General features: G+C 55.6%; 25 protein-coding genes, 1 tRNA gene and 1 pseudogene. 19 read left to right on the forward strand and 8 right to left on the reverse strand.

Annotation, left to right across the window (positions count from 1 at the left end; translation table 11 throughout):
• Positions 1-20: 20 nt before the first annotated feature.
• Positions 21-347 carry a hypothetical protein gene (locus tag IDH41_RS06530; protein WP_190859364.1) on the forward strand — a complete coding sequence of 109 codons (327 nt, stop codon included), beginning with the start codon at positions 21-23 and terminating at the stop codon, positions 345-347.
• Between the two features lie 51 nt (positions 348-398).
• On the opposite strand, the gene IDH41_RS06535 is transcribed toward IDH41_RS06530, so the two are convergent.
• Entirely contained in the window at positions 399-530 is a 132-nt protein-coding gene (locus tag IDH41_RS06535; RefSeq protein WP_190859366.1) for a DUF4023 family protein, read from the reverse strand.
• Positions 531-671: 141 nt separating this feature from the next.
• Between IDH41_RS06535 and IDH41_RS06540 the strand changes: the two genes are divergently transcribed.
• Positions 672-1361, forward strand: a complete 690-nt coding sequence (locus IDH41_RS06540; protein ID WP_190859368.1) for a hypothetical protein — start codon at positions 672-674, stop codon at positions 1359-1361.
• Positions 1362-1498: 137 nt separating this feature from the next.
• A complete protein-coding gene (locus IDH41_RS06545; protein ID WP_190859370.1) occupies positions 1499-1729 on the forward strand; it encodes a cold-shock protein in 231 nt (76 codons plus the stop codon).
• Between the two features lie 108 nt (positions 1730-1837).
• On the opposite strand, the gene IDH41_RS06550 is transcribed toward IDH41_RS06545, so the two are convergent.
• Positions 1838-2452: a TetR/AcrR family transcriptional regulator gene (locus IDH41_RS06550; RefSeq protein WP_190859372.1), complete on the reverse strand. Its 615-nt coding sequence runs from the start codon at positions 2450-2452 to the stop codon at positions 1838-1840.
• A gap of 213 nt (positions 2453-2665) precedes the next feature.
• Between IDH41_RS06550 and IDH41_RS06555 the strand changes: the two genes are divergently transcribed.
• The 5 genes from IDH41_RS06555 to IDH41_RS06575 all read left to right on the forward strand — a co-directional run bounded on the left by IDH41_RS06555 (position 2666) and on the right by IDH41_RS06575 (position 8071).
• A complete protein-coding gene (locus IDH41_RS06555) occupies positions 2666-3307 on the forward strand; it encodes an NAD(P)H-dependent oxidoreductase (protein ID WP_190859374.1) in 642 nt (213 codons plus the stop codon).
• An 86-nt stretch (positions 3308-3393) separates the two neighbouring features.
• Positions 3394-4161 (forward strand): SDR family oxidoreductase, encoded by a 768-nt coding sequence (locus IDH41_RS06560; RefSeq protein ID WP_190859376.1) that lies wholly within the window; start codon positions 3394-3396, stop codon positions 4159-4161.
• 190 nt (positions 4162-4351) lie between these two features.
• Positions 4352-5446: an endospore germination permease gene (locus IDH41_RS06565; protein WP_190859378.1), complete on the forward strand. Its 1095-nt coding sequence runs from the start codon at positions 4352-4354 to the stop codon at positions 5444-5446.
• Positions 5335-6930, forward strand: coding sequence for a spore germination protein (locus IDH41_RS06570; RefSeq protein ID WP_223829496.1), 1596 nt, complete (start codon positions 5335-5337; stop codon positions 6928-6930). The genes IDH41_RS06565 and IDH41_RS06570 overlap by 112 nt, the downstream gene beginning before the upstream one ends.
• Complete coding sequence (locus IDH41_RS06575; protein ID WP_190859380.1) at positions 6914-8071, forward strand: Ger(x)C family spore germination protein; 1158 nt, start codon at positions 6914-6916, stop codon at positions 8069-8071. The genes IDH41_RS06570 and IDH41_RS06575 overlap by 17 nt, the downstream gene beginning before the upstream one ends.
• A gap of 42 nt (positions 8072-8113) precedes the next feature.
• On the opposite strand, the gene IDH41_RS06580 is transcribed toward IDH41_RS06575, so the two are convergent.
• Positions 8114-8728, reverse strand: coding sequence for a TetR/AcrR family transcriptional regulator (locus tag IDH41_RS06580; protein ID WP_190859382.1), 615 nt, complete (start codon positions 8726-8728; stop codon positions 8114-8116).
• 174 nt (positions 8729-8902) lie between these two features.
• Here IDH41_RS06580 and IDH41_RS06585 point away from each other — a divergent pair, with 174 nt between their 5' ends.
• From IDH41_RS06585 to IDH41_RS06595, 3 genes are all read left to right on the forward strand, one after another.
• Positions 8903-9529, forward strand: a complete 627-nt coding sequence (locus tag IDH41_RS06585; protein ID WP_190859384.1) for a sterol desaturase family protein — start codon at positions 8903-8905, stop codon at positions 9527-9529.
• Between the two features lie 113 nt (positions 9530-9642).
• Complete coding sequence (locus IDH41_RS06590) at positions 9643-9840, forward strand: C4-dicarboxylate ABC transporter (protein WP_190859386.1); 198 nt, start codon at positions 9643-9645, stop codon at positions 9838-9840.
• Between the two features lie 111 nt (positions 9841-9951).
• The gene (locus IDH41_RS06595) at positions 9952-10149 is read left to right on the forward strand and encodes a C4-dicarboxylate ABC transporter (RefSeq protein WP_190859386.1); all 198 of its coding nucleotides are present in this window, start codon (positions 9952-9954) and stop codon (positions 10147-10149) included.
• Positions 10150-10541: 392 nt separating this feature from the next.
• Here IDH41_RS06595 and IDH41_RS32115 read toward each other — a convergent pair.
• Together IDH41_RS32115 and IDH41_RS06605 are read right to left on the reverse strand one after the other, a co-directional pair.
• Positions 10542-10707, reverse strand: a pseudogene (locus IDH41_RS32115) (alpha/beta hydrolase-fold protein); the annotation flags it as partial.
• A 32-nt stretch (positions 10708-10739) separates the two neighbouring features.
• The gene (locus IDH41_RS06605) at positions 10740-11072 is read right to left on the reverse strand and encodes an ArsR/SmtB family transcription factor (RefSeq protein WP_190859390.1); all 333 of its coding nucleotides are present in this window, start codon (positions 11070-11072) and stop codon (positions 10740-10742) included.
• 115 nt (positions 11073-11187) lie between these two features.
• Between IDH41_RS06605 and IDH41_RS06610 the strand changes: the two genes are divergently transcribed.
• Both IDH41_RS06610 and IDH41_RS06615 read left to right on the forward strand, forming a co-directional pair.
• On the forward strand, positions 11188-12561 hold the full coding sequence (locus IDH41_RS06610; RefSeq protein WP_190859392.1) for an MFS transporter: 1374 nt from the start codon (positions 11188-11190) through the stop codon (positions 12559-12561).
• Between the two features lie 215 nt (positions 12562-12776).
• Positions 12777-13292 carry a hypothetical protein gene (locus IDH41_RS06615; protein ID WP_190859394.1) on the forward strand — a complete coding sequence of 172 codons (516 nt, stop codon included), beginning with the start codon at positions 12777-12779 and terminating at the stop codon, positions 13290-13292.
• A gap of 352 nt (positions 13293-13644) precedes the next feature.
• Here IDH41_RS06615 and gluQRS read toward each other — a convergent pair whose 3' ends face one another.
• Positions 13645-14607, reverse strand: a complete 963-nt coding sequence (gene gluQRS / locus IDH41_RS06620) for a tRNA glutamyl-Q(34) synthetase GluQRS (RefSeq protein ID WP_223829497.1) — start codon at positions 14605-14607, stop codon at positions 13645-13647.
• A 110-nt stretch (positions 14608-14717) separates the two neighbouring features.
• A tRNA-Asp gene (locus tag IDH41_RS06625) sits at positions 14718-14794 on the reverse strand.
• Positions 14795-14900: 106 nt separating this feature from the next.
• On the opposite strand from IDH41_RS06625, the gene IDH41_RS06630 reads away from it, so the two are divergent.
• The 5 genes from IDH41_RS06630 to IDH41_RS06650 all read left to right on the forward strand — a co-directional run bounded on the left by IDH41_RS06630 (position 14901) and on the right by IDH41_RS06650 (position 20452).
• The gene (locus IDH41_RS06630; protein ID WP_190859396.1) at positions 14901-15653 is read left to right on the forward strand and encodes a spermidine synthase; all 753 of its coding nucleotides are present in this window, start codon (positions 14901-14903) and stop codon (positions 15651-15653) included.
• Positions 15654-15721: 68 nt separating this feature from the next.
• Positions 15722-16888: a PP2C family protein-serine/threonine phosphatase gene (locus IDH41_RS06635; RefSeq protein ID WP_190859398.1), complete on the forward strand. Its 1167-nt coding sequence runs from the start codon at positions 15722-15724 to the stop codon at positions 16886-16888.
• A 70-nt stretch (positions 16889-16958) separates the two neighbouring features.
• Entirely contained in the window at positions 16959-17345 is a 387-nt protein-coding gene (locus IDH41_RS06640) for a hypothetical protein (protein WP_190859530.1), read from the forward strand.
• A gap of 394 nt (positions 17346-17739) precedes the next feature.
• Positions 17740-18030 (forward strand): excalibur calcium-binding domain-containing protein, encoded by a 291-nt coding sequence (locus IDH41_RS06645; RefSeq protein WP_223829509.1) that lies wholly within the window; start codon positions 17740-17742, stop codon positions 18028-18030.
• A gap of 139 nt (positions 18031-18169) precedes the next feature.
• Positions 18170-20452: an ATP-dependent DNA helicase gene (locus tag IDH41_RS06650; protein WP_190859400.1), complete on the forward strand. Its 2283-nt coding sequence runs from the start codon at positions 18170-18172 to the stop codon at positions 20450-20452.
• Here IDH41_RS06650 and IDH41_RS06655 read toward each other — a convergent pair whose 3' ends face one another.
• Complete coding sequence (locus IDH41_RS06655; protein ID WP_190859402.1) at positions 20453-20743, reverse strand: hypothetical protein; 291 nt, start codon at positions 20741-20743, stop codon at positions 20453-20455.
• A 395-nt stretch (positions 20744-21138) separates the two neighbouring features.
• On the opposite strand from IDH41_RS06655, the gene IDH41_RS06660 reads away from it, so the two are divergent.
• Positions 21139-21648: a Crp/Fnr family transcriptional regulator gene (locus tag IDH41_RS06660; RefSeq protein WP_190859404.1), complete on the forward strand. Its 510-nt coding sequence runs from the start codon at positions 21139-21141 to the stop codon at positions 21646-21648.
• Positions 21649-21752: the final 104 nt, after the last annotated feature.

Below are 21752 nucleotides of genomic sequence, written 5' to 3' on the forward strand. Positions count from 1 at the left end.
CAACCTATGGGGAGGATACCATGAAGCAAACGTTTCTAGTTAAGCACGCGGTAGGCGGCCGGGCTTTCCTTGATTCGGCCAAACAGAATGTGGCATATACGGTCGACCCGTTCGGAGATGGCTGGAAATTTACGGCGAAGGTGCCTTGGAGCGATCGGGTCGAGGAGCTGCTGGCCCACAGGACCGAGCTGAACGTGTTCGTGTTCAAGGAATTCGACGATCGGCCGACGCTGAAAACGTGGTATTACGTGGGCGAAGGTCCGGTCGAATACGACCCGGACCGATCGGAGCTGACGATCGTCGCGGCTTCCCGCATCGAATATGATCCGCATCAATACTCGGTTTGACCGCTGTTCATAGCAAACCCCCGGAAGCTTCTTGCTGCCGGGGGTTTGCTTCTACTTGTTGGTGCTGTGCTGCTTGTTGGCCAGTTGATTCATCGGCGATCCTTGCCCGTTGCTTCTTTTGTTCCTCTCCGCCTTGCGCTGCGTGTCGCGAACCTTCTCGACGAACTCCCGCGTGCTCTCCATCGTAATGCCTCCCTCTGCGTTGAACTTAAGCATGGTTTCGATCTATAGAATGCCCTATAATTGAAAAAAACATCGTCAGCAAGCGATCGGCGTCGGGGCGACGGCAAATATACGAATCAAACGAGCGGAGCGTGGAATGGCATGTATCGGGTAATCGCGAGGGGACAACTGAAGGCGGGCATGGAGCGGGAAGGCTCGGCAGCCGCGAAGAGGGAGCCGGCGGCGCTTGCGCTCGTGCGGCAGGGAGAGCTGATGACGGTCGGCTGCTTTAAGTGGCGGCGCAACGTATTTCTGTATGCCGAATGCGTGCATCGGCCGATCGCGCCGGAGGCGGTGCTGCCGGGGATGGAACCGTATTTGGAGAAGTGGCCGGGTCGCGAGGAGAAGCGGAGCTGGATTCCGATGATCGACGTCTTTCACTTCAACGAGCCGGCGAGCCGCGAGCATTGGCTCCGCAAGGGGGAGGTGGAGCGGCGCGTAGGGCGGGTCGCGCATTTGAAGCCGGAGATGGCGGCCAGCTACATTTATTTCCACTACCAGCTCCAGGAGGAGAGAGCCTTCCACGGGCCGAAATACGAAGTCATCGCCATGCACGAAAATTTGCTGTTCGGCTATCAGGAGTTCCCGGCGGTCGTCGAGGAGCCGGCGCTGCCCGGCAAGCTGAACACGTCCGGCACGCCGGCCGATTGGCAGGATGCCCGGATGGACCTTCACTTTCAGCCGTGGGAGGACGGCCATCTGTACTTCAAGCCGGTCGAGCAGCTGTTTGCCTATTACTGCGGAGACGACCTTGGCAGGGACGGAAAGGCATCCGAAAATTTGCATAATTAGGGTGAATTGTGGTACGCTAATATTAATTGCAAAGTTGAAGCAAGACGTCACCGTTCACTGCTGACCATAAAAGAAAGACTGCCCCTTACCGACAAGTTTGTGGCAGTTTTTCCTTTTTCATGCGAAGGAGGCTGACCATGTACAATCGTAAAAAACCGATCGAGGAAATACCGGAAGAGAACACGAAGATTTGGACATGCGAGTCGGAGGGCTGCAACAGCTGGATGAGGGATAACTTCGCGTTCGATCATGTCCCGACCTGCCTGGTCTGCCATACTCCGATGGTCAGCGGCGAGAGAATGCTACCCGTGCTCGTCAACACGACCGGCGAAATGAAGTCGCTGAAGAAGGGCGCGCCGGCGGTATAGAGCCAGGCCCGCAATAGGAAAAAGCCGGATTCGGACACAGGGATGCCTGCCCGTGCGAACTCCGGCTTTTTTGTCGTTGCGCAGGTATGGCCTGCCTTGCAATTGCCGCTATTTCTTCATCAGACCAAATAAGATCATGTCCGAAACATGCCGCGCAATTTGATCGGCCGGAAGAAGTTCTTTTAATTTCATGACAAGGTTCGGATTGATCATGTTGATAATAAGCGTTTCCAACAATTTCGGGTCGCCGTCTCTAAATTTCCCTTCCTGTTGACCTTGTACGATAACCTCTTTCAAACCGCCGTCCAGCCCAAATAAAAAGGAGTTCCGCATCTCTTCGCCCAGCTCGCCGGCAGTGGCTAATTGAAGGGCAAGAGCGTGAATTTTTCCGTTTTGGATATGGGAAATCGAAAATTTTTCAAACAATAGCCGGATTTTTTGATCAACGGGCATCGGTGTTCGGATTAACGCTAATTGATCGTCTTTTATTTTCGAGAAAACGTCGGTAATGACCGCCAGAGCCAATACGGTTTTGTTGGAGAAGCGCCGATGCACGGTTCCTACGCCAACGCCCGCTTCGGCGGCTATTTCCTCGATCGTGGCATCGTATCCTTTGTCGGCGAACACTTTATAAGCTGCCTTCAACACCTTTTCGGTATTTTTATTGGCGTCTTTCCGTTTGCTTGGAATGGATAAATCCGAGCCCTTAAGTATATTCTCCATCGGTTCTCCTCGACATGATTCGGAATCTGAATTCCTCTTCATTATATACCAATAAACGGCTGAGGGAACAACCTCAAATTTTGATGAAAAAAGGAATTGAAATTCCGTTTTGTTGACAGCGTTGTCCGGCGTGAACTATAATGATCGTTGTAATACGGAATTTATATTCCGTTTTAACTCACGGCGAAAAAAACTAAAAGGAGAGTAACCAGAATGGCAACCGTCTTGTATATTACAGCTCATCCGCTAGACCAACAGAACTCTTACAGTCTATCCGTCGGAAAAGAATTTATCGAGGCCTATCGGGAAGCTAACCCTAACGACGAAGTGCTGCATCTTGATCTCTATCGGCTAAACATTCCGCAAATTGATGCGGATGTATTAAGCGGATGGGGGAAATTGCGTTCCGGTACCGGTTTTGAGCAGCTGAATGCGGAAGAAATAGAGAAAGTAAGCCGTCTGGGCGAACTGGTAGACCAATTCGTTGCGGCGGATAAATATGTATTCGTCAATCCGATGTGGAATTTCTCATTCCCGCCGGTTATGAAAGCATACATTGATTCGATATGCGTCGCGGGGAAAACCTTTAAATATGTTGCGGATAAAGGCCCTGTCGGGCTGCTTGGCGACAAAAAGGCCGTGCATATTCAAGCAAGCGGCAACTTTTACGCTCAAGGGGGTCCGTTTGCGGACTTTGAAATCGGTCATCGTCACTTGACGATGATTATGAAATTTTTGGGCATTCCTTCATTCGAAGGCATCTTTATAGAAGGTGCCGCAGCACAGCCGGATCAAGCGCCGGCCATTAAAGAAAAAGCCGTTCAACAAGCTCGCGAATTAGCGCGTAAGTTTTAATAACAAGAGCCATGGCTGTTCTTTCTTATCTAGAAATAGAAGAGAAGCCCCTTCCAGGGGCTTTCTTTCTGGGAGGTTCGACAACAATGAAGATTGTCGTTATTGGCGGCAGCGGACTTATTGGAACAAAACTCGTGAACAAGCTTCGTCAGCATGGCCATGAGGTTGTGGCGGCATCGCCGTCGTCAGGCGTCAACACCATTACCGGCGAAGGGCTGGCCGAGGCGCTTAGCGGCGCTCAAATCGTCGTCGACGTAACGAACTCGCCGTCGTACGAGGACAAGGCGGTATTGGAGTTTTTCGAGACGTCCACTCGCAATCTCCTCGCCGCGGAAGCCGATGCCGGAGTAAACCATCACGTTGCCCTGTCGATCGTCGGCACCGATCGTCTTCTCGAGAGCGGTTATTTCCGCGCGAAGATGGCCCAAGAAAACCTCGTCAAGTCTTCCGAAGTTCCCTATTCGATCGTCCGGGCGACGCAGTTCTTCGAATTCGTCGGGAGCATCGCTTTAGTGGCTACGGAAGGGGAAACCATCCGTTTGCCTTCCGCGCTTACGCAGCCTATCGTATCGGATGACGTTGCAGCCGCGTTGGCCGATTTCGCGCTCGGGGAGCCGGTGAATGGCATTGTCGACGTAGCCGGTCCGGACCAGATTCGTCTCGACGAACTCGTCCGGCAATTTTTGAGCGCAAATCAAGTCACAAGCCAGGTGGTCACGGACGAGAGCGCGCTCTACTTCGGATCCGTTAAGGTGAATGATCAATCTCTCGTTCCGATCGGCGATAGACCCGTTCGCATCGCTTCGAAACGTTTCCAGGATTGGCTCAGCCGCACTGCGTCTCTGGGACAATGATTTCGGTTTCCTGCTCGGATAGTTAATGGTTATGCCGTTATGATAAGGCACCTTTCTTTGTTTGCATGGCTGCTCGACGCTGCCGTGATCCCAAACGAGAAGGGTGTTTTTTCTGTTTAAACGGCGCATAAATCGCGTTTCGCATGGAACAATATACACGTTTCATAATAATCGGTTCGGATGGATGATCATGGATAAATTAGTCGGCAAAATTAGTTTTTTTCAAGTCTGCATGATTTTTATGCTTATGAATGGGCTTATGAGTCATGTCATCATCAACCCGATGCTTCTCGATGCGGCCGGAAGAGACGCCTGGATCTCGGTTTTATTGGCGGGTTTGTTGTATCTTCCTTGGTGCGCTCTGCTTGTTTTGTTCATGAAGAGATCGGGTCAGCAGAAGCTGCAGCCTTGGTTAGCCGGCAAGACCAACCTCGTCGTATCGTGGATGATCGTCATTCCGATCTGCTTGCAATTGTATTTGATCGGATTGTTGACGATCCTGCACACCTCGATCTGGACAAATGTCAATTACTTGCCGGGTACGCCAAAATTCGCATTAGTCATCGTTTTATCTTTAGCCTGTTTCTTTTATGCCGCATCAGGCATACGGACGATTGCCATCAGTTCGGGCATCTTGCTTCCCGTTGTGGTTGCTCTTGGTTTTTTTGTATCCTTCTCGAATACCCCGCAGAAGGATTTTACGCTTTTAAAGCCGATTATGGAGCATGGATGGCAGCCTGTGCTGCATGGCATGCTTTATGCCGGAGGCGGATTTGTTGAACTGCTGATGATCATGGCCGTCCAACATCGTCTGAAGCCCGGCGTTCAGGTGTGGAAAATCGCCATTTTTGCCGTGCTTATGGTGTATATCGCAGTCGGCCCCGTTATTGGAGCCGTGACCGAATTCGGGCCTATAGAAGCGGCCAAGCAGTCCGAATCTCCGTATGAACAATGGCGCCTCGTCAAATTAGGCAGCGATATCGAACATGTCGATTTTTTATCCGTATTCCAGTGGGAGTCCGGCGCGATTATTCGCGGCGCCTTTGCGCAATTTTTACTTGGGGAACTGCTGCCTTTTGCAAATGCGAGACAACGCTTCCGGTTCAACCTTTTCGTTACAATCAGCTATATCGCCATATCCATGCTCCCCTTTGAGAAATATACGCTTTATTTATGGGTGTATCGCTTTTATTTGCCTATATCCTTTGCTGCGGCTTTGTCCGTATCGATCGTTTGCCTATCGATCTCGTTATTTTCCAAGAAGTTCAAGGAGGAAGCCGCATGATGGAGACGACTCGGCCGGCAGAAGGCTGGAACAAGCAGAAAATCAAGGCGCTGTTTCTCCATTCAGCGGACGTTGAAATACAGGAATATCGATTTGGAGAAAGCGCCGATGAAGTTATTCTTGTCTATAGCGGAGGGTTGTGCGATTCCTCGCAGATCGCGAAAGTTATTCTTCCCGGGCTTGAAAGCATGTACCGGCATCAAAGGGGAGGCGGCTTGCAATCGGATTCGATTACCGTTCCGTTGCCATTAATAGCGGTTGAAGCCGATACCTCGCCCGAACGACTATCCGAATCGGTCTTTCAAGGCGATCTTCTTCTGCTATTCTCGCAGACGAACCTTTTATTGAAAATGGACATCGCCCGCCGTCCGGACCGTACGCCAGAGGAATCGAGCACGGAAATTTCCATCAACGGTCCAAAAGACGGATTCGTGGAAGATATCGTCGTTAACGCGGCCTTGGTTCGAAAACGTATTCGCAGCCAATCCCTCTGTTATGAAACGTTTACGCTCGGGAGAAGAACAAGAACGAAGGTAGGCTTGTTCTATGTTGGCGATATTATTTCTCCCGACGTGCTGAACGAGGTTCGAACAAGACTGAATAAGATCGATGTCGACGGACTTCAAAGCATCAATCAACTCGAGCAGAACATTGCCGATAAGCCGTACACCCTGATGCCTTTATTCGATTATACCGGCCGTCCGGACAAGGCGGTCACCAGCTTGCTGAACGGAAGATTCGTCATTATCGTGGACGGCAATCCAATGGTTCTGATCGGGCCGGGGACCTTTTTGCTTTTGCTGAAATCGCCTGAAGATATCTATTTCGGGTTTCAATATATTTCGTTTGCCCGTTTGATTCGCACACTCAGTTTTCTCATATCCGTCTTATTGCCGGGCATTTGGGTAGCGCTCACTTCGTTTCACCCGGATCAGATTCCGTTTCGACTGATGGCAACCATTGCCACGGCGCGCTTCGGCCTGCCGTTCTCCGGTCAAATCGAAATGTTGATTTTACTGTTGCTGCTGGAGATTTTTAGAGAAGCGGGCCTTCGCCTCCCAAGTGCCTTCGGCCAGACATTGACCGTCGTAGGCGGGTTGATTATCGGGGATGCGGCCATCAGGGCCGGGTTCGTTTCCCCAAGCGTCATCATTGTCGGGGCCATTGTATCCGTGACGGGCGCAACTTTGGTCAGCCAAAATTTAAGCGGAGCCGTCAGCATACTTCGATTTGCGTTTTTTTTCATTGCTTCCGCATTGGGGATGTTCGGGTTAATTATTAGTTTTGTGCTGTTTATCGGATATCTGTGCAAGCTAAGCTCCTTTGGCGTTCCTTACATGTCCCCGCTGTCGCCGCCGGTGTTCAAAGAGATGGCAGGATCCATTTTTCGGCTTCCTTGGAGACAATACAGAAGAAGACCTGCCGACCTGAACACCTTAGATTCCGATAAGCAAGGGGAAGAGCCGCATGAAAGCAATCCTTAAATTGGCTATCGTTCTGGCCGTGCTATTAGCGGCGTCAGGCTGCTGGGATTCCAAAACCATTCAAAATTTGGCTTATGTTACGGCTCTTGGGCTTGATTATAAGGATGGGCGTTTTATGGCGTACGTACAGGTCCTTAATTTTTTGAACGTGGCGAGGAGCGATAAATTCGAGATCGGCAAAAACGTGCCGGCATGGATTGGCAAGGGAGAGGGGAAGACGGCTAATGAAGCTTTATCTTCGCTCTACGCGACATCGCAAATCAAATTATACTGGGGGCATATCAAAGCGATCGTCTGCTCGGAAGCGCTATTGAAAAACAAAAAAGCGCTCAGACAAGCCTATGATGCGATAAATCGCTACCATGAAGTCCGATACAATATTTTGCTGTTCGGTACGAAAGAAGACTTCTCCGAAATTTTGTCGCAAAAATCGCTGCTTTATTTGTCTCCGCTGGATACGATCATGGATACGCCCGAGGAAACCTATGAGCAGAGATCCTCGATTGAGCCTCAATACGGCTACAAGAACATTGCGGAATTAAACGAAAAGGGAAGAACGATCATCCTTCCGACGATCTCCATCACGAAACAAGCATGGCAGGAAGATAAAAAGGAGAAAGCCATGTTTCAAATAGACGGCGCGTTCGCCATGCACGAACATCGATTGACGGGGTGGTTTTCCGAAGACGATCTCAAAGGCGTGAGATGGTTTAATAAAAGATCGAGACGCGTCTTCGTTAATATTCCCGATAACGAAAATCCGGCGGGTGCGTTAGTATTATCTAAACCCCGCCATCGGATACAGCCGTTGATCGAACAAGATAAAGTCCGATTTAATGTATCCATAAAGGTTCGTGCAGCCGTTGAAGAGATGACAGAAAACGTTTCCATCAAGGAGATGGAAGAACAAGCCGCGCAAGCGGTTCGGGCCGAAATCGAATCGTCGTATCGGAAAGGTCTTGCCACCCAGACGGACCTGCTCAATTTGTTCGGAGAAATTTATAGGAACGATCCTGAGGCTTGGCATCGCTTAAACGAAGGAAACCGTTTGGTGTTGAAAGAGGATACTTTAAATAAGATCGAGGTCAAAGTCAAAATCAACCAAACCGGAAAATATAAAGGGAGAACGCTTCCCGAGTAGCGGGTCCGTACGACGGGAAGCAGCATCCTTTCGATCCGCGAATCAATCCCGGGATGCTTCTCCCTTCAGTCCGAAGGTCTGCAAGGCGCCGAAGGAAGCGGTGCGGGTGATCAGCAAGGCCATCTCGCGGGGAGAAAGCTGCATGCCGCTTTCCAGCCAGTGCTGAATGACGCCCAAATTCGCGGATGCCAAATAAGCAATAATGAACTCGCGCGGTACTGGTAAATATTCGGACTGAAGCAAGGACAGCTTATCGAAAAGATGTTTTTGCATAATCCGTTTCAATTGGACGGGATAAGCCGGATCGCCTTTGGGTCCCAGGAGAACTTTGAAAAATTCGGCGTGCTGTGTATAAAAATCGAACAATTTCAGGAACACCGGATGAGGCTCGTTGCGCGCGGCATATTTCATGATTTGAATAGGGTCGATGTTTTTGACGATTTCCAGGATGTCCCCCAGCATATCCTCTTTGCTCTGTTCCAGCAGATCGTATTTATCGCGGTAGTGCAAATAAAAGGTTCCCCGGTTCAAGCCCGCTTTCTGCATCAAATCCCGGATCGTCGTGCCTTCGAAGCCTTTTTCGTTAATGAGGTCGATTAAGGCATTTCTGAGCATCTGCTTCGTTCGAATAATTCTAGGATCTGTCTTATCTCGCATGTTCTTCCGCCTCTCGGGAAACTTTTTATTGAACTAATGAACATCCCGCATGCAGCTTGTCGGGTAAGCGACTTTCGCGGGTATGTTGATCATTGAAGTTAACCTCCGTCTCATTATAATAAGCAGTGTGGCCACTAATCAACACGAAGTTGATTAAATAGGAGGAGATCGCCTATGAGATCGGAAACGCCCTTTATGCACTATGCAAAAGAGTTTATGGGTCAGCGTCTCATTCTGTTTCTATTCTCTGTCTGTTTCATTAGCGGCTGCGGGGTCGTTGCGACTTTCGGCAGCATTCGGACGGCGGCGGCAATGTGCGTAGGCACCGTTATTTTTGTCTTAGTCGAATACACGGTTCACCGATACATTCTTCATGAATTTCCGCAGATTGTTCCCTTTGCCTATAAGGGGCATGTTGCACATCATCGATTTCCGAATGACTCGAAATATTTGTTCGGACCGGTATCTTTCGATTTACTTGCCTATTTGGTCATCTTCGGAGCGTCGTTTATCGTGACGGGGTATGATTGGCATCTGGCTTTTGCCGTCGTGTTCGGGGCATCGGGCTTTCAAATCTATTATCAATGGAATCACTATGTTTCCCATCGCCCGATCAAGCCTTTGACCCCTTTGGGCAAATGGCTGAAGAAAAGACATCTGCTGCATCATCACTTGGATGAGCATGCGTTGTACGGCGTAACCAACCCTGTGCTCGATATCGTCATGGGAACCAACCGGCCCAAAGCGATCCAATCGCGGCCGTCGGCTTCCCCTAACGAAAAAAGGATTCCCTTATCGTAAAACGGACGTTTCTTAAGTCCGGTTGCCATGAAGTCACATACCTACCTTTTGTTTTTTGGGAAAGAGCAATAATCGCTTGTTTATACAAAACTAACTTGATGGAGATGTTGACAATGAATGAAATGACAGGAAAATGGCTGGGCTGGATCGGCATCATATTGGCGATTATCGGGTTTTTCTACGCACCCGTATGGATGGGCGGCAGCGCCGTTATCCTCGGACTCATTTGTCTTGCTACCCCTAAAAAGGGATTGGCGTGGTGGACGATCATTCTTGGCGTGATTGCGTGTATTATTCCTTTCTTTAGATAAATAAATAAATCAGGTACGGAGAGGTCCGATTCCAAAGGTAGGTATGCGATATTTTGGGAAAGAGCAATAATCGCTTGTTTATACAAAACTAACTTGATGGAGATGTTGACAATGAATGAAATGACAGGAAAATGGCTGGGCTGGATCGGCATCATATTGGCGATTATCGGGTTTTTCTACGCACCCGTATGGATGGGCGGCAGCGCCGTTATCCTCGGACTCATTTGTCTTGCTACCCCTAAAAAGGGATTGGCGTGGTGGACGATCATTCTTGGCGTGATTGCGTGTATTATTCCTTTCTTTAGATAAATAAATCAGGTACGGAGAGGTCCGATTCCAAAGGTAGGTATGCGACATCATGGTAACCCTTGCGATGCAAGGGTTCCTTTGATTTTAGAAAGAGGAAATCCCCTGCGAGCGCCCGAGGGCGGCTTACAGGGGATTTTTCATGGCGAACCGGATGCCTTGGCTGACGAGGACGGGCAGAACGGAGATGTGGCTTTCATCGCGAAACTCCTTGAATTCGACGGACAATCGGCTGCTCCCGAGCGCCGACAGGCGCGATGCCATCGCTTCGGTCCGGAAGCCGTCGAAGCTGCCGGCCGCATTCTCCAGCTCCCCGATCGTCATTTGCAGCCTGACCGGCCGATCGCCCGTCAGCTGGGCTTCGAAGGCGCGCTCCATCGCGAGCAGGCTGCGTTCGTTCCAATAGATCGACGGGCTTCCGGCAATATAGGTTTGGAAAGCGCAAGGCTTCGTGAAGAGGGCGGTCAATACAAACAAGCCGCCGAGGGAGTGGCCGAATATCGTCTGCCTGTTCGTATCGACGGGATAATGCCGCTCGATCTCCGGCTTCAGCTCGTTCTCCTTTGCGCTTCCGGTTCGTACGGCTCGCTCGCTCATTCGTTTCCGGGCAGCGTCTCTCCCGACGACTCGTAGGAAGCGAGGACGGATGTCAGAAGCCCCGGGAACCGCTCCTCGAGATCGTCCTTCCGGATCGTGAGGAAGCGCTGGGTACCCTGCGTCCGCACGCGGATAACGCCGGCCTCGCGCAACGTGCGCACATGGTGCGTGACGGTCGACTTCACGATGGGCAGGTCGATGTCGCCGCAGGTTCGCTCTCCCGCTTTGTCAAGCTCGGACAATATATATAATCGGACGGGATCGCTAATGGCATATAGAACGGAGGACAATCGGATGTCCGCCTTATCCGGATGATGCAATATTTTCATGGATGAGTCTCCTTTCGCGCTGCGAAAATCCGTAATTGCATTTTACCACAAAGGATGCTATATTTCTATTGTTTGATTATAATGAAACTTTAAAATAAAGAAATGGGGAGATTCCATGTCCACACCAACTTCGGCGGAAGCGCTGACCGGCACCGGGCAAGCGTCGATCCGGGAAGGGCTCGTCACCGTCTTGCTCGGCTTGTCGATGGTTCTGGTCATTATGAATACCATGATGTTCAACCTGGCGCTGCCGTCCGTATCGCAGCAATTTTCCTTGTCGCCTTCATCGACCTCCTGGATCGTGACCGGATATTCCATCGTCTTCGCGATCTCTTCCATAACGTACAGCCGGCTGTCCGATTTCGTTCCGATCCGTCGGCTCATCATGATCGGTTTATCGCTGCTCAGCCTTGCGGCCATCGCGGGCTTCTTCAGCAACAGCTTCCTGATGCTGCTCGCCGTCCGACTCGTGCAGGCGGCCGGGGCGGGCTCGATTCCGGCCCTCTCTCTCGTGCTCATCGCCCGTTACGTTCCGCTTGAGCGGCGCGGCAAGGCGATGGCGGTGATCATGTCGGCCGCGTCGCTCGGGCTTGGCCTCGGCCCGGTCGCAGGGGGAGCGATCGTCGAATATATGGGCTGGCACTACTTGTTCGTCGTGACCGCCGTTACGATCGCGCTGGTGCCCGTCTTCGCGCAGCTTCTTCCTCGGGAGAAGCCGGCCAAGGGCTCCTTCGACGCGGCGGGCGCCGTCTTCGTCGGCGTAGGGACGACCGGCCTGCTGCTCTTCCTGACGAATCAATCGTGGCCGGCGCTTGCGGTCGGCCTCGTCGCGCTGGCGTTGTTCGTGATCCGGATTCGCAAGGCGGGCGATCCGTTCGTTCAGCCGGCGCTGTTCCGCAATCGCTCCTACTTGCTGCTGAGCGCAATCGGGATCGTCGCCTACTTGTGCAGCTTCGCGACATTGTTCCTGATGCCGCAAATACTGGTGCATCACTACGGACTAAGCGCCGTTTCTTCCGGTCTCGTTATCTTCCCGGGCTCTCTGCTTGCGTTGATCCTGTCCCGCCGCGTCGGCAAAATCATCGACAGGAGCGGCAACGCGGCCATCATCCGCTATATTCCGTTCCTGCTGCTCGCGTCGGTCGTCTTGTTCGCGTGGCTGTCCGGCACGTCGTATATCGCGATCATGCTTATTTACATGCTGCTCAGCGTCGGCTTCACGTTCATGACGAGCAGCATTTCGAATGAAATGTCGCGCATTCTCGATCAGCGGCAGATCGGCTCGGGCATGGGGCTGTTTCAATTGCTCCAATTTTTCAGCGGGGCGTTCGGCGTCGCGATGACGGCAAGCGCGCTGACGTGGCAGAAGGGTCTGCCCGAAGCCGCGGCGTACAGCAACATCTATTGGGCGCTGGCGGTCGTTGTGCTGCTGTCGATCGGCTGCGCGTACTTGTACCGCAAGCGTTCCGCGGCGGCTGCCGTCAATTAAGCCGGATTGCCGGGAAAGCGCAGCTATAAAGAAAAGGCTGGCCAATTAGGAATGTTTCTATTCCTTAAGGGCCGGCCTTTCGCCATTTTAAGCGGGCTTACCGCCATAAAATCCCGGCCATTTACACTTTTTTTAGCATTCGTTTAGAGGTTCTTTACGATTGGCGCTTATGATGGGGAAGGCAACGGATTATCTTGACGGATGGGGGCAATATCGTGAAGAGACTGGCGCTAACGCCAAAAAAATGGCTGCTTGCGCTCCACCTGCTGTTCGCGGGAATCATGCTCGGGGTGACGGTCGTTTTTCTGGTCTTGAGCATCGCGGCGGCCAATACGGACAGCGGGGACATTTTGAAAGCCTGCTATAACGGCATGCATATTTTGGCGGAATCGTCCGTCCGGGCATCGACAATCGGTACTGTTGTTACCGGTATCCTGCTCTCCGTGTTGACCCATTGGGGACTGTTCAAATATTACTGGCTGATCGCCAAGGAGCTGCTCACGGTTTTGTCGATCGGGCTCGGCGTGGTCGGCATGTACGAATGGAGCTTGAAGGCGGTGACGATCGTGACGGCGGAGGGGCTTGGCGCATGGCAGAATCCGACGTTCGCCGTAAACAACGGGCAGCTCGTTACCGGCATTGTGCTGCAGATCGCGTCGCTTGCGGCCATGTTCGTCCTGTCGGTGTTCAAGCCGTGGGGGCCGCGCAAAGCGCGATCCGTCGCGAATTGAAGAGGGAAGGCCTGTCCATCAGCATGGCCGGCAAAGCGTTGGAGTCTGGTGCGCCTGTACATTAGTATGGCCGGCGAAGCGTTGGAGCCTGCGCCTGTACAGCAGGGCTGGCAAAGTGCAAAGCCTGCGATTGTGCAGCCTTTGCGCCATCGATGAGGCAGTTGAACGAATTGCCTGCGTACGTGCAGGCATTTCGGGGCGTGAGCCCCTTTTTTTGCTTATCAATCGAAAAAAGATGCGCATTCGCAGGCATTTTGCTTCGCGACACGCAAGGCGCAGCTACAAGCCTGCACATTCGCAGGCTTCGGTATGAGACGCGCTTCCTGGGGCAGGTCACGCGGCGCTTCGCGGTTTAGCCCAATGCGATCAGATGGCTGAGCGCGCCGCTCATGCTTAGCTCGCCGGCTTGGCGGATCGGGCCGAAGCGGGGGATCAGCTCCCGGGCGGTCGCCGGCTCCGGCTCGTCGATCCAGCCGGCCAAGTGGGCCAGGCAGCCGAGCAGCCGCTCGGGCGCGATCTTGGCTTCGCGCAGCGAAGCGAGCGTCAGCGAGCGGTCCCGCTTGGACAAGCGCTTGCCGTCGCCATCGACGAGCAGCGGCACGTGGGCAAAGCTCGGAGCCGTATGGCCGAGCGCCTCGTAGAGCGCCAGCTGCCTCGGCGTGGAGTCGAGCAGGTCGGCGCCGCGCAGCACGTCGGTGATGCCCATGGCGGCATCGTCGACGGTGACGGCGAGCTGGTAGCTGAACATGCCGTCGGCCCGCTTGACGACGAAGTCCCCGGAAGCTACGCCGTCGCTGCCGGGCTGTCCGGTCAAGGCGTCGCGGAACGGAAACCGTCGCGTCGGCATAATGAACCGCAGGGCGGGCGTTTTATTCGCCGCCTTGGCTTCCCGCTCCTCGGCCGTCAGCGAGCGGCAGAAGCCGGGATAAGCGGCTCCTTCGGAGGAGAGCCCGTGCGGCGCGCTGCCGATCGATGCGAGCTCGCTGCGGCTGCAATAGCACGGATACAGAAGTCCGTCGCGCCGCAGTCTGCCCAGCGCCTCCTCGTAAAGCGGCTCGCGCAGGCTTTGCACGTAAGGGGCGCAGGGGCCGCCGACGCGCGGCCCCTCGTCCCAGTCGAGACCGAGCCAGAGCAGATCGTCCATCTGCAGCTCGGCGAAGGCGGGCCTGGAACGGGGCTTGTCGATATCCTCGATGCGCAGAACGAATTCGCCCCCCGCCTGGCGGATTTGGAGCCAGGCGGCGAGCGCGGTGAAGGCATTGCCGATATGGAGAAGGCCGGAAGGCGTCGGCGCGAATCGTCCGCGGCGGATCATAGGCTCACGCTCCTTGCAAAAAATACACAAAAAAGAGCAGACATGTTGTTCTGCTCGGTCGTTAGGTTATGTAGGATGAACGCGATTCTTGCCCGCAAGGGCGAGGATCATGGCGGAGCCGACGGGATTCGAACCCGCGGTCTCCTGCGTGACAGGCAGGCATGTTAGGCCTCTACACCACGGCTCCACACTAATCATCATCCGTGTCTTGGACACAAGTAGTATAATAGCATGAATGGGCAAGCGGATACAAGCTTTGTTTTCATGATTAGTCGAGGAGGAGAGGCGGGACGATGCATCAACTGGCCAAGGAGCGAAGCGCATACCAGGAAATAACCGTGTTCGAGGCTTCCGAGCTGTACGGCAAGACGGGGAAATACCGGCTGCTGCAGTTCTCGGACGATGCCGTGCAGGGCGCGATGGACTTGAAGGATCCGTCCCGCATCGTGCTGGAATATCCAAGGGCCATCATCCACTTGATGGAGAGGAACGATCCGTCGTTCGCCAGGGCGTTCATGATCGGGCACGGCATCGGCACGATCGCCGGCCGGTACCCGGACAAGCGGTTCACGGTAGCGGAAATCGACGACAAGGTCGTGGAGCTGAGCCGGCGTTATTTCGACTATCGGATGGACAACGTCGTTATCGGGGACGGCCGCGCGCTGCTCGGCTTGGAGGATGAGGGCATCCTCGATTATGTTATCGTGGACGCGTTCACGAAGGACGGGACGCCAGCCCGATTCGCGAGCCTGGAATTTTTTCGCATGGCGGCCTCCAAGCTCGCGTTCGGAGGGACAATTATTATGAACCTGGCGGGCAGGGCGAGGAACGACAAATACATCGACGCGGTTTATACGACTCTTACCGGGGCGTTCGCCTACACGAAAGCCTATGCGCTGCCCGGTTCGTCGGCCTCCGACAAGCGGAACGTCATACTCGCCGGAAGCGGCAGGCCGATCGACTGCGAGCCGCGGGAGATGGCGGGCTTTCGCGAGATCGGTCCGGATCCGGGGCATCTCATAACGGATCGCGCGGCGCCGGCATAACTCCCCGCCTTCGAAAATAAAAATGTACCTGTAGCATCGATACTCGCAATCGGAGGCAGGGGAAGCGCATGCTTAACAAAGGGATGAGCTATGGGTTGTGGGCGGTTTTCTTGCTGCTGGTCGCCGGATTTATCGCCACGGAGGCGGTGCCGGCCGAATTTTGGGAAGGCGCGTGGACGAAGGAGCAGGGGGAAGTCATCGAGCAAGCCGTTAAGTGGTCGACCTTCGGCTTCAGCGTCCTGCTTGCGATCCTGCTGCTTGCCACTCTTCTAGCCGATCGCCGGCAACAGAAGGCGCGGGAGCGGGAGAAGCCTTCCGTCCCCAAAAAAGCGCTCGCGGCCGCGGGTTCGCCGCGCGCCGCCCGGCATGAGGCAATCGAAGTTCACGCGGACAAGGCAGGCGCGCCCGCGGCGCGGCGGATCGTACCGGCCGCTCGGCCGGGAATGGCGGTCAAGCAGGGCGCAAGCAAGGCCGCCATTTCGGTAATGCCCGGTATGACCCAGCATATCGGCGCCCGGGAAGAGCAGCAGGACGCGTACTTCGTCTCGGCGCAGGACGATCCGGAAATCTTGACGCGCTGCGGCGTACTGGCCGTGCTTGCCGACGGCATGGGCGGCTTCGAGATGGGGAGGGAAGCGGGGCAGCTGGCCGTAAAGACAATGGCGCGCGAATATATGGGCAAGACGGCCGCGGAGTCCGTCCCGAAGGCGCTGGATCGCGCGATGAGGCAGGCGGGCGCGGCGGTGTACGGGCTCGCGCGGCGCCACGGGCTGGAGTGGAGCGTCGGCACGACGCTGATCGGCGCCGTCGTCCAGGCCGGCCGGCTCTATTGGTGCTCGGTCGGCGACAGCCGCGTCTATTTGTACCGGCGCGGCGAGCTGACGCAGCTGACGCGCGACCATGTCTACGCGAACAGGCTCCAGGCGCGGGTCGAGAGGGGCGAGATGACGCAGGCGGAGGCGGAATGGCATCCGGAGCGGCATTTGTTGACCAGTTACCTGGGCATCCCGGAGCTGGAGGAGATCGACGCCAACGACGTCCCGCTGAGTCTGGAGGCGGGGGATTGGGTTCTGCTGTGCAGCGACGGACTGTACGACGCGTTGTCGGCGAGGCTGCTCGAGGAAGCGTCCCGGCTGGCTCCGCAGCAGGCCGCGGAATGGATCGTGCGTCATGCGCTATCGCGGCGGATGCCGTACCAGGATAACGCGACGATCGTCATTTTGGCCTGCACGTAACGGTTTCCATGAGTAGAACGCAACCCGGGCGGGGCATGCTAAGGGAGATGCTACCTGAGGAGGAAACGACATGGCCAACGATCACGGCCGCGACGCGCGCAAGCCGGAAAGCTTGGCGACGGAGCGGGACATCGATCCGGAGTTCGGATTGTTCACGGAGGAAGCGGGGGAAGGCGCGGTGCCGGATGCGGAGGAGCTGCTGACGGCGCAGCAACGGCGCCCGGACGCGCGCGTGCATGAAGGGCATGTGCCGGAAGCGCTCGAGGCGGGGACGGGACAAGGCGACGAAGTCGATACGCCGGAGGAAATATCGGAGGAGCTCGCATCCGTCCCCGATGCGGACGCGGTCGCGCGGAACAGCCCGGTCGATCCCGCCTCCCCGGGCGACGAGTTTCACGGCACCGACCTGTTGAACGGCGTCGGCAACCACCCGGAGGAAGAGACGGAGGAGCCGTAAAGGACGAGGATCGGGAAGGACGCTTTTCGCGGCGTCCTTTTTTTGACTGCGTGTAGTCGAATGGGCGAAGAATGGGCGATATGCAGGGGCCGCTTTATTAACAAAGGAGCTTAACCGCTCTGCTGCGCGGGGCCTCGTCGAAGCCCATCCGGCCGGCCCGGTTAGCGGTTATCCTGGATTTTTTGGAGTAACTTTGCCCGAGATGTGCCTCGGCGGCGAGCTATACTGGATTTCATCCATCCAAAAGAGACTCGCGGCGGATAAATAGCCGTTCAGCCGTATACACTTGCTGGATGAAATCCAGTATGGCACTCATCAATAGAGAAATCGTCCATTTATAATGGACAAAATCCAGTATCGGTACTACGATATCCATGTACTGGTAGTCACGATCATGGTAAAGGAAGTGTGGATCATCCGGAAATTATCGCTTGTCCTGCTCTCATTTGGATTGTTTATCGCGTTTTCGTCTCCGCCGCTGGAGGTCGCGGATGCCGCGGCCAAGGCGAAGACGTACAAAAACTGCACGGAGCTAAACAAGGATTACAAAGGCGGGGTCGCCCGTTCGGCCTCGGTCAAGAACAAAGGCGGCAAGACGAAGCACAAGCCGTTCGTGTCGAAAGAGCTGTATGACGCGAATAAGAAAAGCGATCGGGACAAGGACCTGATTGCCTGCGAGAAATAGGGACAGCCAACGCGGCGGACGCCACCCGATCGGTAAAACGGGGCGTCCGCCGCGTTTTCTTTTGCGATGCCTGCGCCGGGCCCGGATATGGTACAATGGAGGAACAAATGTTCTTCACGGGAGCGGTAGACAATTCGCCATGCAAAATACGGTTGAAATATCGGTCAGGCATTTAGTGGAATACGTGTTCTCGAGCGGCAGCATCGACGTCCGGCTAAACGCGCTCGACGCGATGCACGAGGGGACGAAGGCGCATCTGCGGATTCAGAGCGGGTACGGCGAGCAGGACCGCAAGGAGGTCTACGTGAAGGCGGAGCTTGAAGTGGACGGGCTGACGTTCGCGGTCGACGGTAGATGCGACGGCTTGCTGGCCACCGAAGCGGTGCCGACGGTGGACGAGATCAAGTCGACCGGCGGCGACCTGGACGCAATCGAGGGCGACGGCTATGAGGTGCATTGGGCGCAGGCGCTGTTCTACGCGTACATGTACGCGAAGGAGCACGGGCTTGCCGCGATGCGCGTCCAGCTGACGTACGTGCGGACGGATACCGTGGAGGAGCGCCGCTTCGCGCGGGAGCATGGCTTCGCGGAGCTGGAGCGGTTCGTGCACGAGGTAGCGGCGCGCTACGCGCCGTATGCCCGGCTGAGGCGCGAGCACGAGCTGGAGCGGGACGCGAGCATCCGGGAGCTGGCCTTCCCGTTCGAGTCGTACCGGGCGGGGCAGCGGAGGCTCGCCGGGGCGGTATACAAGTCGATCGAGGAAGGCGTCCGCTTGTTCGCGAAGGCGCCGACCGGCATCGGCAAGACGATCTCGACGACGTACCCCGCCGTGAAGGCGATGGGGGCGGGAATGCTGCAGCGGTTTTATTATTTGACGGCGCGCACGACGACGAGGGCGGCGGCCGAGGACGCGCTGCTTCTGATGGAGTCGAAGGGGCTGCGGCTGCACGCGGTCACGATTACGGCCAAGGAGAAAATTTGCTTTCAGGACGAGGTGCGCTGCGAGAAGGAGCATTGTCCGTATGCGGACGGTTATTACGACCGCATTAACGGCGCGGTGCTGGATCTGCTCGGCCATGAGACGGTCATGACGAGGCCGGTTATCGAAGCCTACGCCCGGAAGCATCGCGTATGCCCGTTCGAGTTTTCGTTGGACGCCGCGTACGCGGCGGATGCGGTCGTTTGCGATTACAATTATATCTTCGATCCGCGCATCTCCTTCAAGCGCCAATACGCGGAGCAGAAGAAGCGGACGGCGCTGCTCGTCGACGAGGCTCATAACCTGGTCGACCGCGCGCGGGAGATGTTCTCGGCGGAGCTGTCGAAGGCGCCGTTCCTGGCGCTCCAGCGGGAGCTGAAGGGCGTGCACGACGGGGCCTATCGCGCGGCCAAGGCGATCAACGATTACTTCATCGCGCTGCGCAAGGAGAGCGACGGCGAGCCGCACATGGTCCGCCGGCTGCTGCCGGAGGAGCTGGTTGCGCTCGCCGAGGCGTTCGCGGCGGCCGCGGAGCAGGCGCTGCCCGCCTATGCCGCAGGGCAATTGCTCGACGCGTATTTCGCGGCGCTTGGATTCGCGCGCACGGCGAAGCTGTTCGACGAGCGCTACGTCGTCTATATCGAGCTGACGAGGAGCGACGTCCGGCTGAAGCTGTTCTGCCTGGACCCGTCGTACCTGCTCCGGCAGGCGGGCAAAGGCTACCGCTCGCATGTTTATTTCTCCGCCACGCTGTCGCCGGTGTCCTATTACATGGACATGCTCGGCGCGGACGAGGAAGATTATACGCTGGCCGTCCCGTCGCCCTTCGCCAAGGAGCAGCTCGACGTGATCGTGAGGCCGCTGTCGACGAGGTATAACGACCGCGACGAATCGAAGCTGCCGATCGCGCAGCTCGTACGGGAGCTCGTGCGGGAGCGGCCGGGCAATTATTTCGTATTCTTCCCCTCTTATGCGTATATGAACGCGGTTTACGAGACGTTTATCGGGCTGATCGAATGGACGGACGGCGCGGATGGGGCGGAAGTGCTGCTGCAGAAGCCGGACATGTCGGAGGAGGAACGGGATGCGTTCCTGGCTTCGTTCGAGGCCGGGAAGGAGCGCTCCCTGATCGGATTTGCCGTCATGGGAGGCGTGTTCTCGGAGGGGGTCGATCTGGCCGGGGACAGGCTGATCGGCGTTGTCGTCGTCGGGGTCGGCCTTCCTCAGCTAGGCGTGGAGCGGAATATGCTGAAGGAGTATTTTAACGAACAGGGCAAGAACGGCTACGATTACGCCTACGTCTTCCCGGGGATTAATAAGGTGCTGCAAGCCGGAGGCCGCCTCATCCGCTCGGAGACGGACCGGGGCACGCTCGTGCTTATTGACGACCGTTATCTGCAACCGCACTACCGGCGGCTGCTGCCGGAAGAATGGCAGGGGTGATTACATGGCGGTATCGGAGTCCGCTTTGGACGTTCGTTTGACGAAGAAAGGAACGCCGGCGATCAGCTTCTCGAAATAAGCCTCCGCGGAAAGCGTAACGAGCAGCCCGGCCAGCGCTCCGCCGACCGATAAGGGAATGACCCACAGCATGGGCGGCTGCGTGAAGAACGGGATGAGCGCGGGCGGCGAGAATCGGAGGCGCTCTCGGAGTTTGACGGTGACGACACAGGTTAAATTCGAAAATTGAAATAAAATCGCGATTTTAGCTGCCTGACCTTCGATTAGTCTCACTATTTGAAACTAGTCATGCTTATTCAGTCCGCCACAGCCAATGATCCACGGATTACATTCGAATTTTGAACCTAAATCCATTTAAATAACCCATGGAATCGACTAATTTCAAATATTGAAACTAACTTTGTCATGTAGTCCGGAATCGGGCTTCCGCCACAAGAGGAAGAGAAGGGGGCCATCGGGAGAAAGCGGGGTGAGGCAGGAAAGAGCAGGGAAAGAGCGGGGGGAAGTACGGAAAGTACGGAAAGTGCGGAAGTGCGGAAGTGCGTAAGTGCGGGAAGTACGGAAAGTGCGGAAGTGCGGAAAGTGCGGGAAAGTGCGGGGAGAGACTGGAAGACAACAAAGCCGAGCCGCGATCAAAGCGGTCGGCTTAATAGAACGGGGGAATCGCCATGCTGCTGCATAAGGGCGAGACGCTATTCCGCCAAGGCGAGAGCGGCGATCTGTACCGCTTGAAGAGCGGCTTGCTCAAGATCGTCCGCGTGCATGAGGACAGCAGTCCGTATTTGGTCAATATTATCGTGGAGGACGAGACGATTCCTCATCATTCGCTCATCAGCCCGATGCCGTATCACGGCACGGCGATCGCGCTCGTCACATGCGAGATCGAGCGGATTTCGCCGCGGCGGTGGTACGGCGAGCTGGCGGACGACCCGGGGAAAATGCGGGAGGTCGCCCTTCTGCTGCAAAGCAGGCTGCGCATGATGCAGCAGCGGATCGACCAATTGACGCAGGTCGCGCCCGCCGACAAGCTGCGGAAGCTGCAGCAGTGGTTCCAGGCGTATATCGCGCCTGCGACGATAACGGATGTTTTGACGCAGGACGAGATCGGGCAATTGATCGGCCTGCGCCGCGAGACGGTCAACCGGCTGCTGCGGGCGCAGGCCAAGGACGATCGTTAACGGACGGCTGCTGGGGCGCAGGCCAAGGACAATCGTTAACGGACGGCTGCTGCGGGCGCAGGCCAAGGACAATCGTTAACGGACGGCTGCTGCGGGCGCAGGCC

It is taken from the genome of Paenibacillus arenilitoris, assembly GCF_014705655.1.
GTDB classification, from domain to species: Bacteria; Bacillota; Bacilli; order Paenibacillales; family Paenibacillaceae; genus Pristimantibacillus; species Pristimantibacillus arenilitoris.

What these genes read in the sequence shown, in the direction of transcription:
- IDH41_RS06610 (WP_190859392.1), top strand. Translation starts at nt 11,188, where the DNA reads ATGTCCACACCAACTTCGGCGGAAGCGCTGACCGGCACCGGGCAAGCG.
- gluQRS (WP_223829497.1), bottom strand. Translation starts at nt 14,607, where the DNA reads ATGATCCGCCGCGGACGATTCGCGCCGACGCCTTCCGGCCTTCTCCAT.
- IDH41_RS06550 (WP_190859372.1), bottom strand. Translation starts at nt 2,452, where the DNA reads ATGGAGAATATACTTAAGGGCTCGGATTTATCCATTCCAAGCAAACGG.
- IDH41_RS06575 (WP_190859380.1), top strand. Translation starts at nt 6,914, where the DNA reads ATGAAAGCAATCCTTAAATTGGCTATCGTTCTGGCCGTGCTATTAGCG.
- IDH41_RS06580 (WP_190859382.1), bottom strand. Translation starts at nt 8,728, where the DNA reads ATGCGAGATAAGACAGATCCTAGAATTATTCGAACGAAGCAGATGCTC.
- IDH41_RS06555 (WP_190859374.1), top strand. Translation starts at nt 2,666, where the DNA reads ATGGCAACCGTCTTGTATATTACAGCTCATCCGCTAGACCAACAGAAC.
- IDH41_RS06545 (WP_190859370.1), top strand. Translation starts at nt 1,499, where the DNA reads ATGTACAATCGTAAAAAACCGATCGAGGAAATACCGGAAGAGAACACG.
- IDH41_RS06595 (WP_190859386.1), top strand. Translation starts at nt 9,952, where the DNA reads ATGAATGAAATGACAGGAAAATGGCTGGGCTGGATCGGCATCATATTG.
- IDH41_RS06660 (WP_190859404.1), top strand. Translation starts at nt 21,139, where the DNA reads ATGCTGCTGCATAAGGGCGAGACGCTATTCCGCCAAGGCGAGAGCGGC.
- IDH41_RS06590 (WP_190859386.1), top strand. Translation starts at nt 9,643, where the DNA reads ATGAATGAAATGACAGGAAAATGGCTGGGCTGGATCGGCATCATATTG.
- IDH41_RS06650 (WP_190859400.1), top strand. Translation starts at nt 18,170, where the DNA reads ATGCAAAATACGGTTGAAATATCGGTCAGGCATTTAGTGGAATACGTG.
- IDH41_RS06585 (WP_190859384.1), top strand. Translation starts at nt 8,903, where the DNA reads ATGAGATCGGAAACGCCCTTTATGCACTATGCAAAAGAGTTTATGGGT.
- IDH41_RS06645 (WP_223829509.1), top strand. Translation starts at nt 17,740, where the DNA reads ATGGTAAAGGAAGTGTGGATCATCCGGAAATTATCGCTTGTCCTGCTC.
- IDH41_RS06570 (WP_223829496.1), top strand. Translation starts at nt 5,335, where the DNA reads ATGGGTGTATCGCTTTTATTTGCCTATATCCTTTGCTGCGGCTTTGTC.
- IDH41_RS06540 (WP_190859368.1), top strand. Translation starts at nt 672, where the DNA reads ATGTATCGGGTAATCGCGAGGGGACAACTGAAGGCGGGCATGGAGCGG.
- IDH41_RS06640 (WP_190859530.1), top strand. Translation starts at nt 16,959, where the DNA reads ATGGCCAACGATCACGGCCGCGACGCGCGCAAGCCGGAAAGCTTGGCG.
- IDH41_RS06535 (WP_190859366.1), bottom strand. Translation starts at nt 530, where the DNA reads ATGGAGAGCACGCGGGAGTTCGTCGAGAAGGTTCGCGACACGCAGCGC.
- IDH41_RS06635 (WP_190859398.1), top strand. Translation starts at nt 15,722, where the DNA reads ATGCTTAACAAAGGGATGAGCTATGGGTTGTGGGCGGTTTTCTTGCTG.
- IDH41_RS06560 (WP_190859376.1), top strand. Translation starts at nt 3,394, where the DNA reads ATGAAGATTGTCGTTATTGGCGGCAGCGGACTTATTGGAACAAAACTC.
- IDH41_RS06630 (WP_190859396.1), top strand. Translation starts at nt 14,901, where the DNA reads ATGCATCAACTGGCCAAGGAGCGAAGCGCATACCAGGAAATAACCGTG.
- IDH41_RS06565 (WP_190859378.1), top strand. Translation starts at nt 4,352, where the DNA reads ATGGATAAATTAGTCGGCAAAATTAGTTTTTTTCAAGTCTGCATGATT.
- IDH41_RS06605 (WP_190859390.1), bottom strand. Translation starts at nt 11,072, where the DNA reads ATGAAAATATTGCATCATCCGGATAAGGCGGACATCCGATTGTCCTCC.
- IDH41_RS06530 (WP_190859364.1), top strand. Translation starts at nt 21, where the DNA reads ATGAAGCAAACGTTTCTAGTTAAGCACGCGGTAGGCGGCCGGGCTTTC.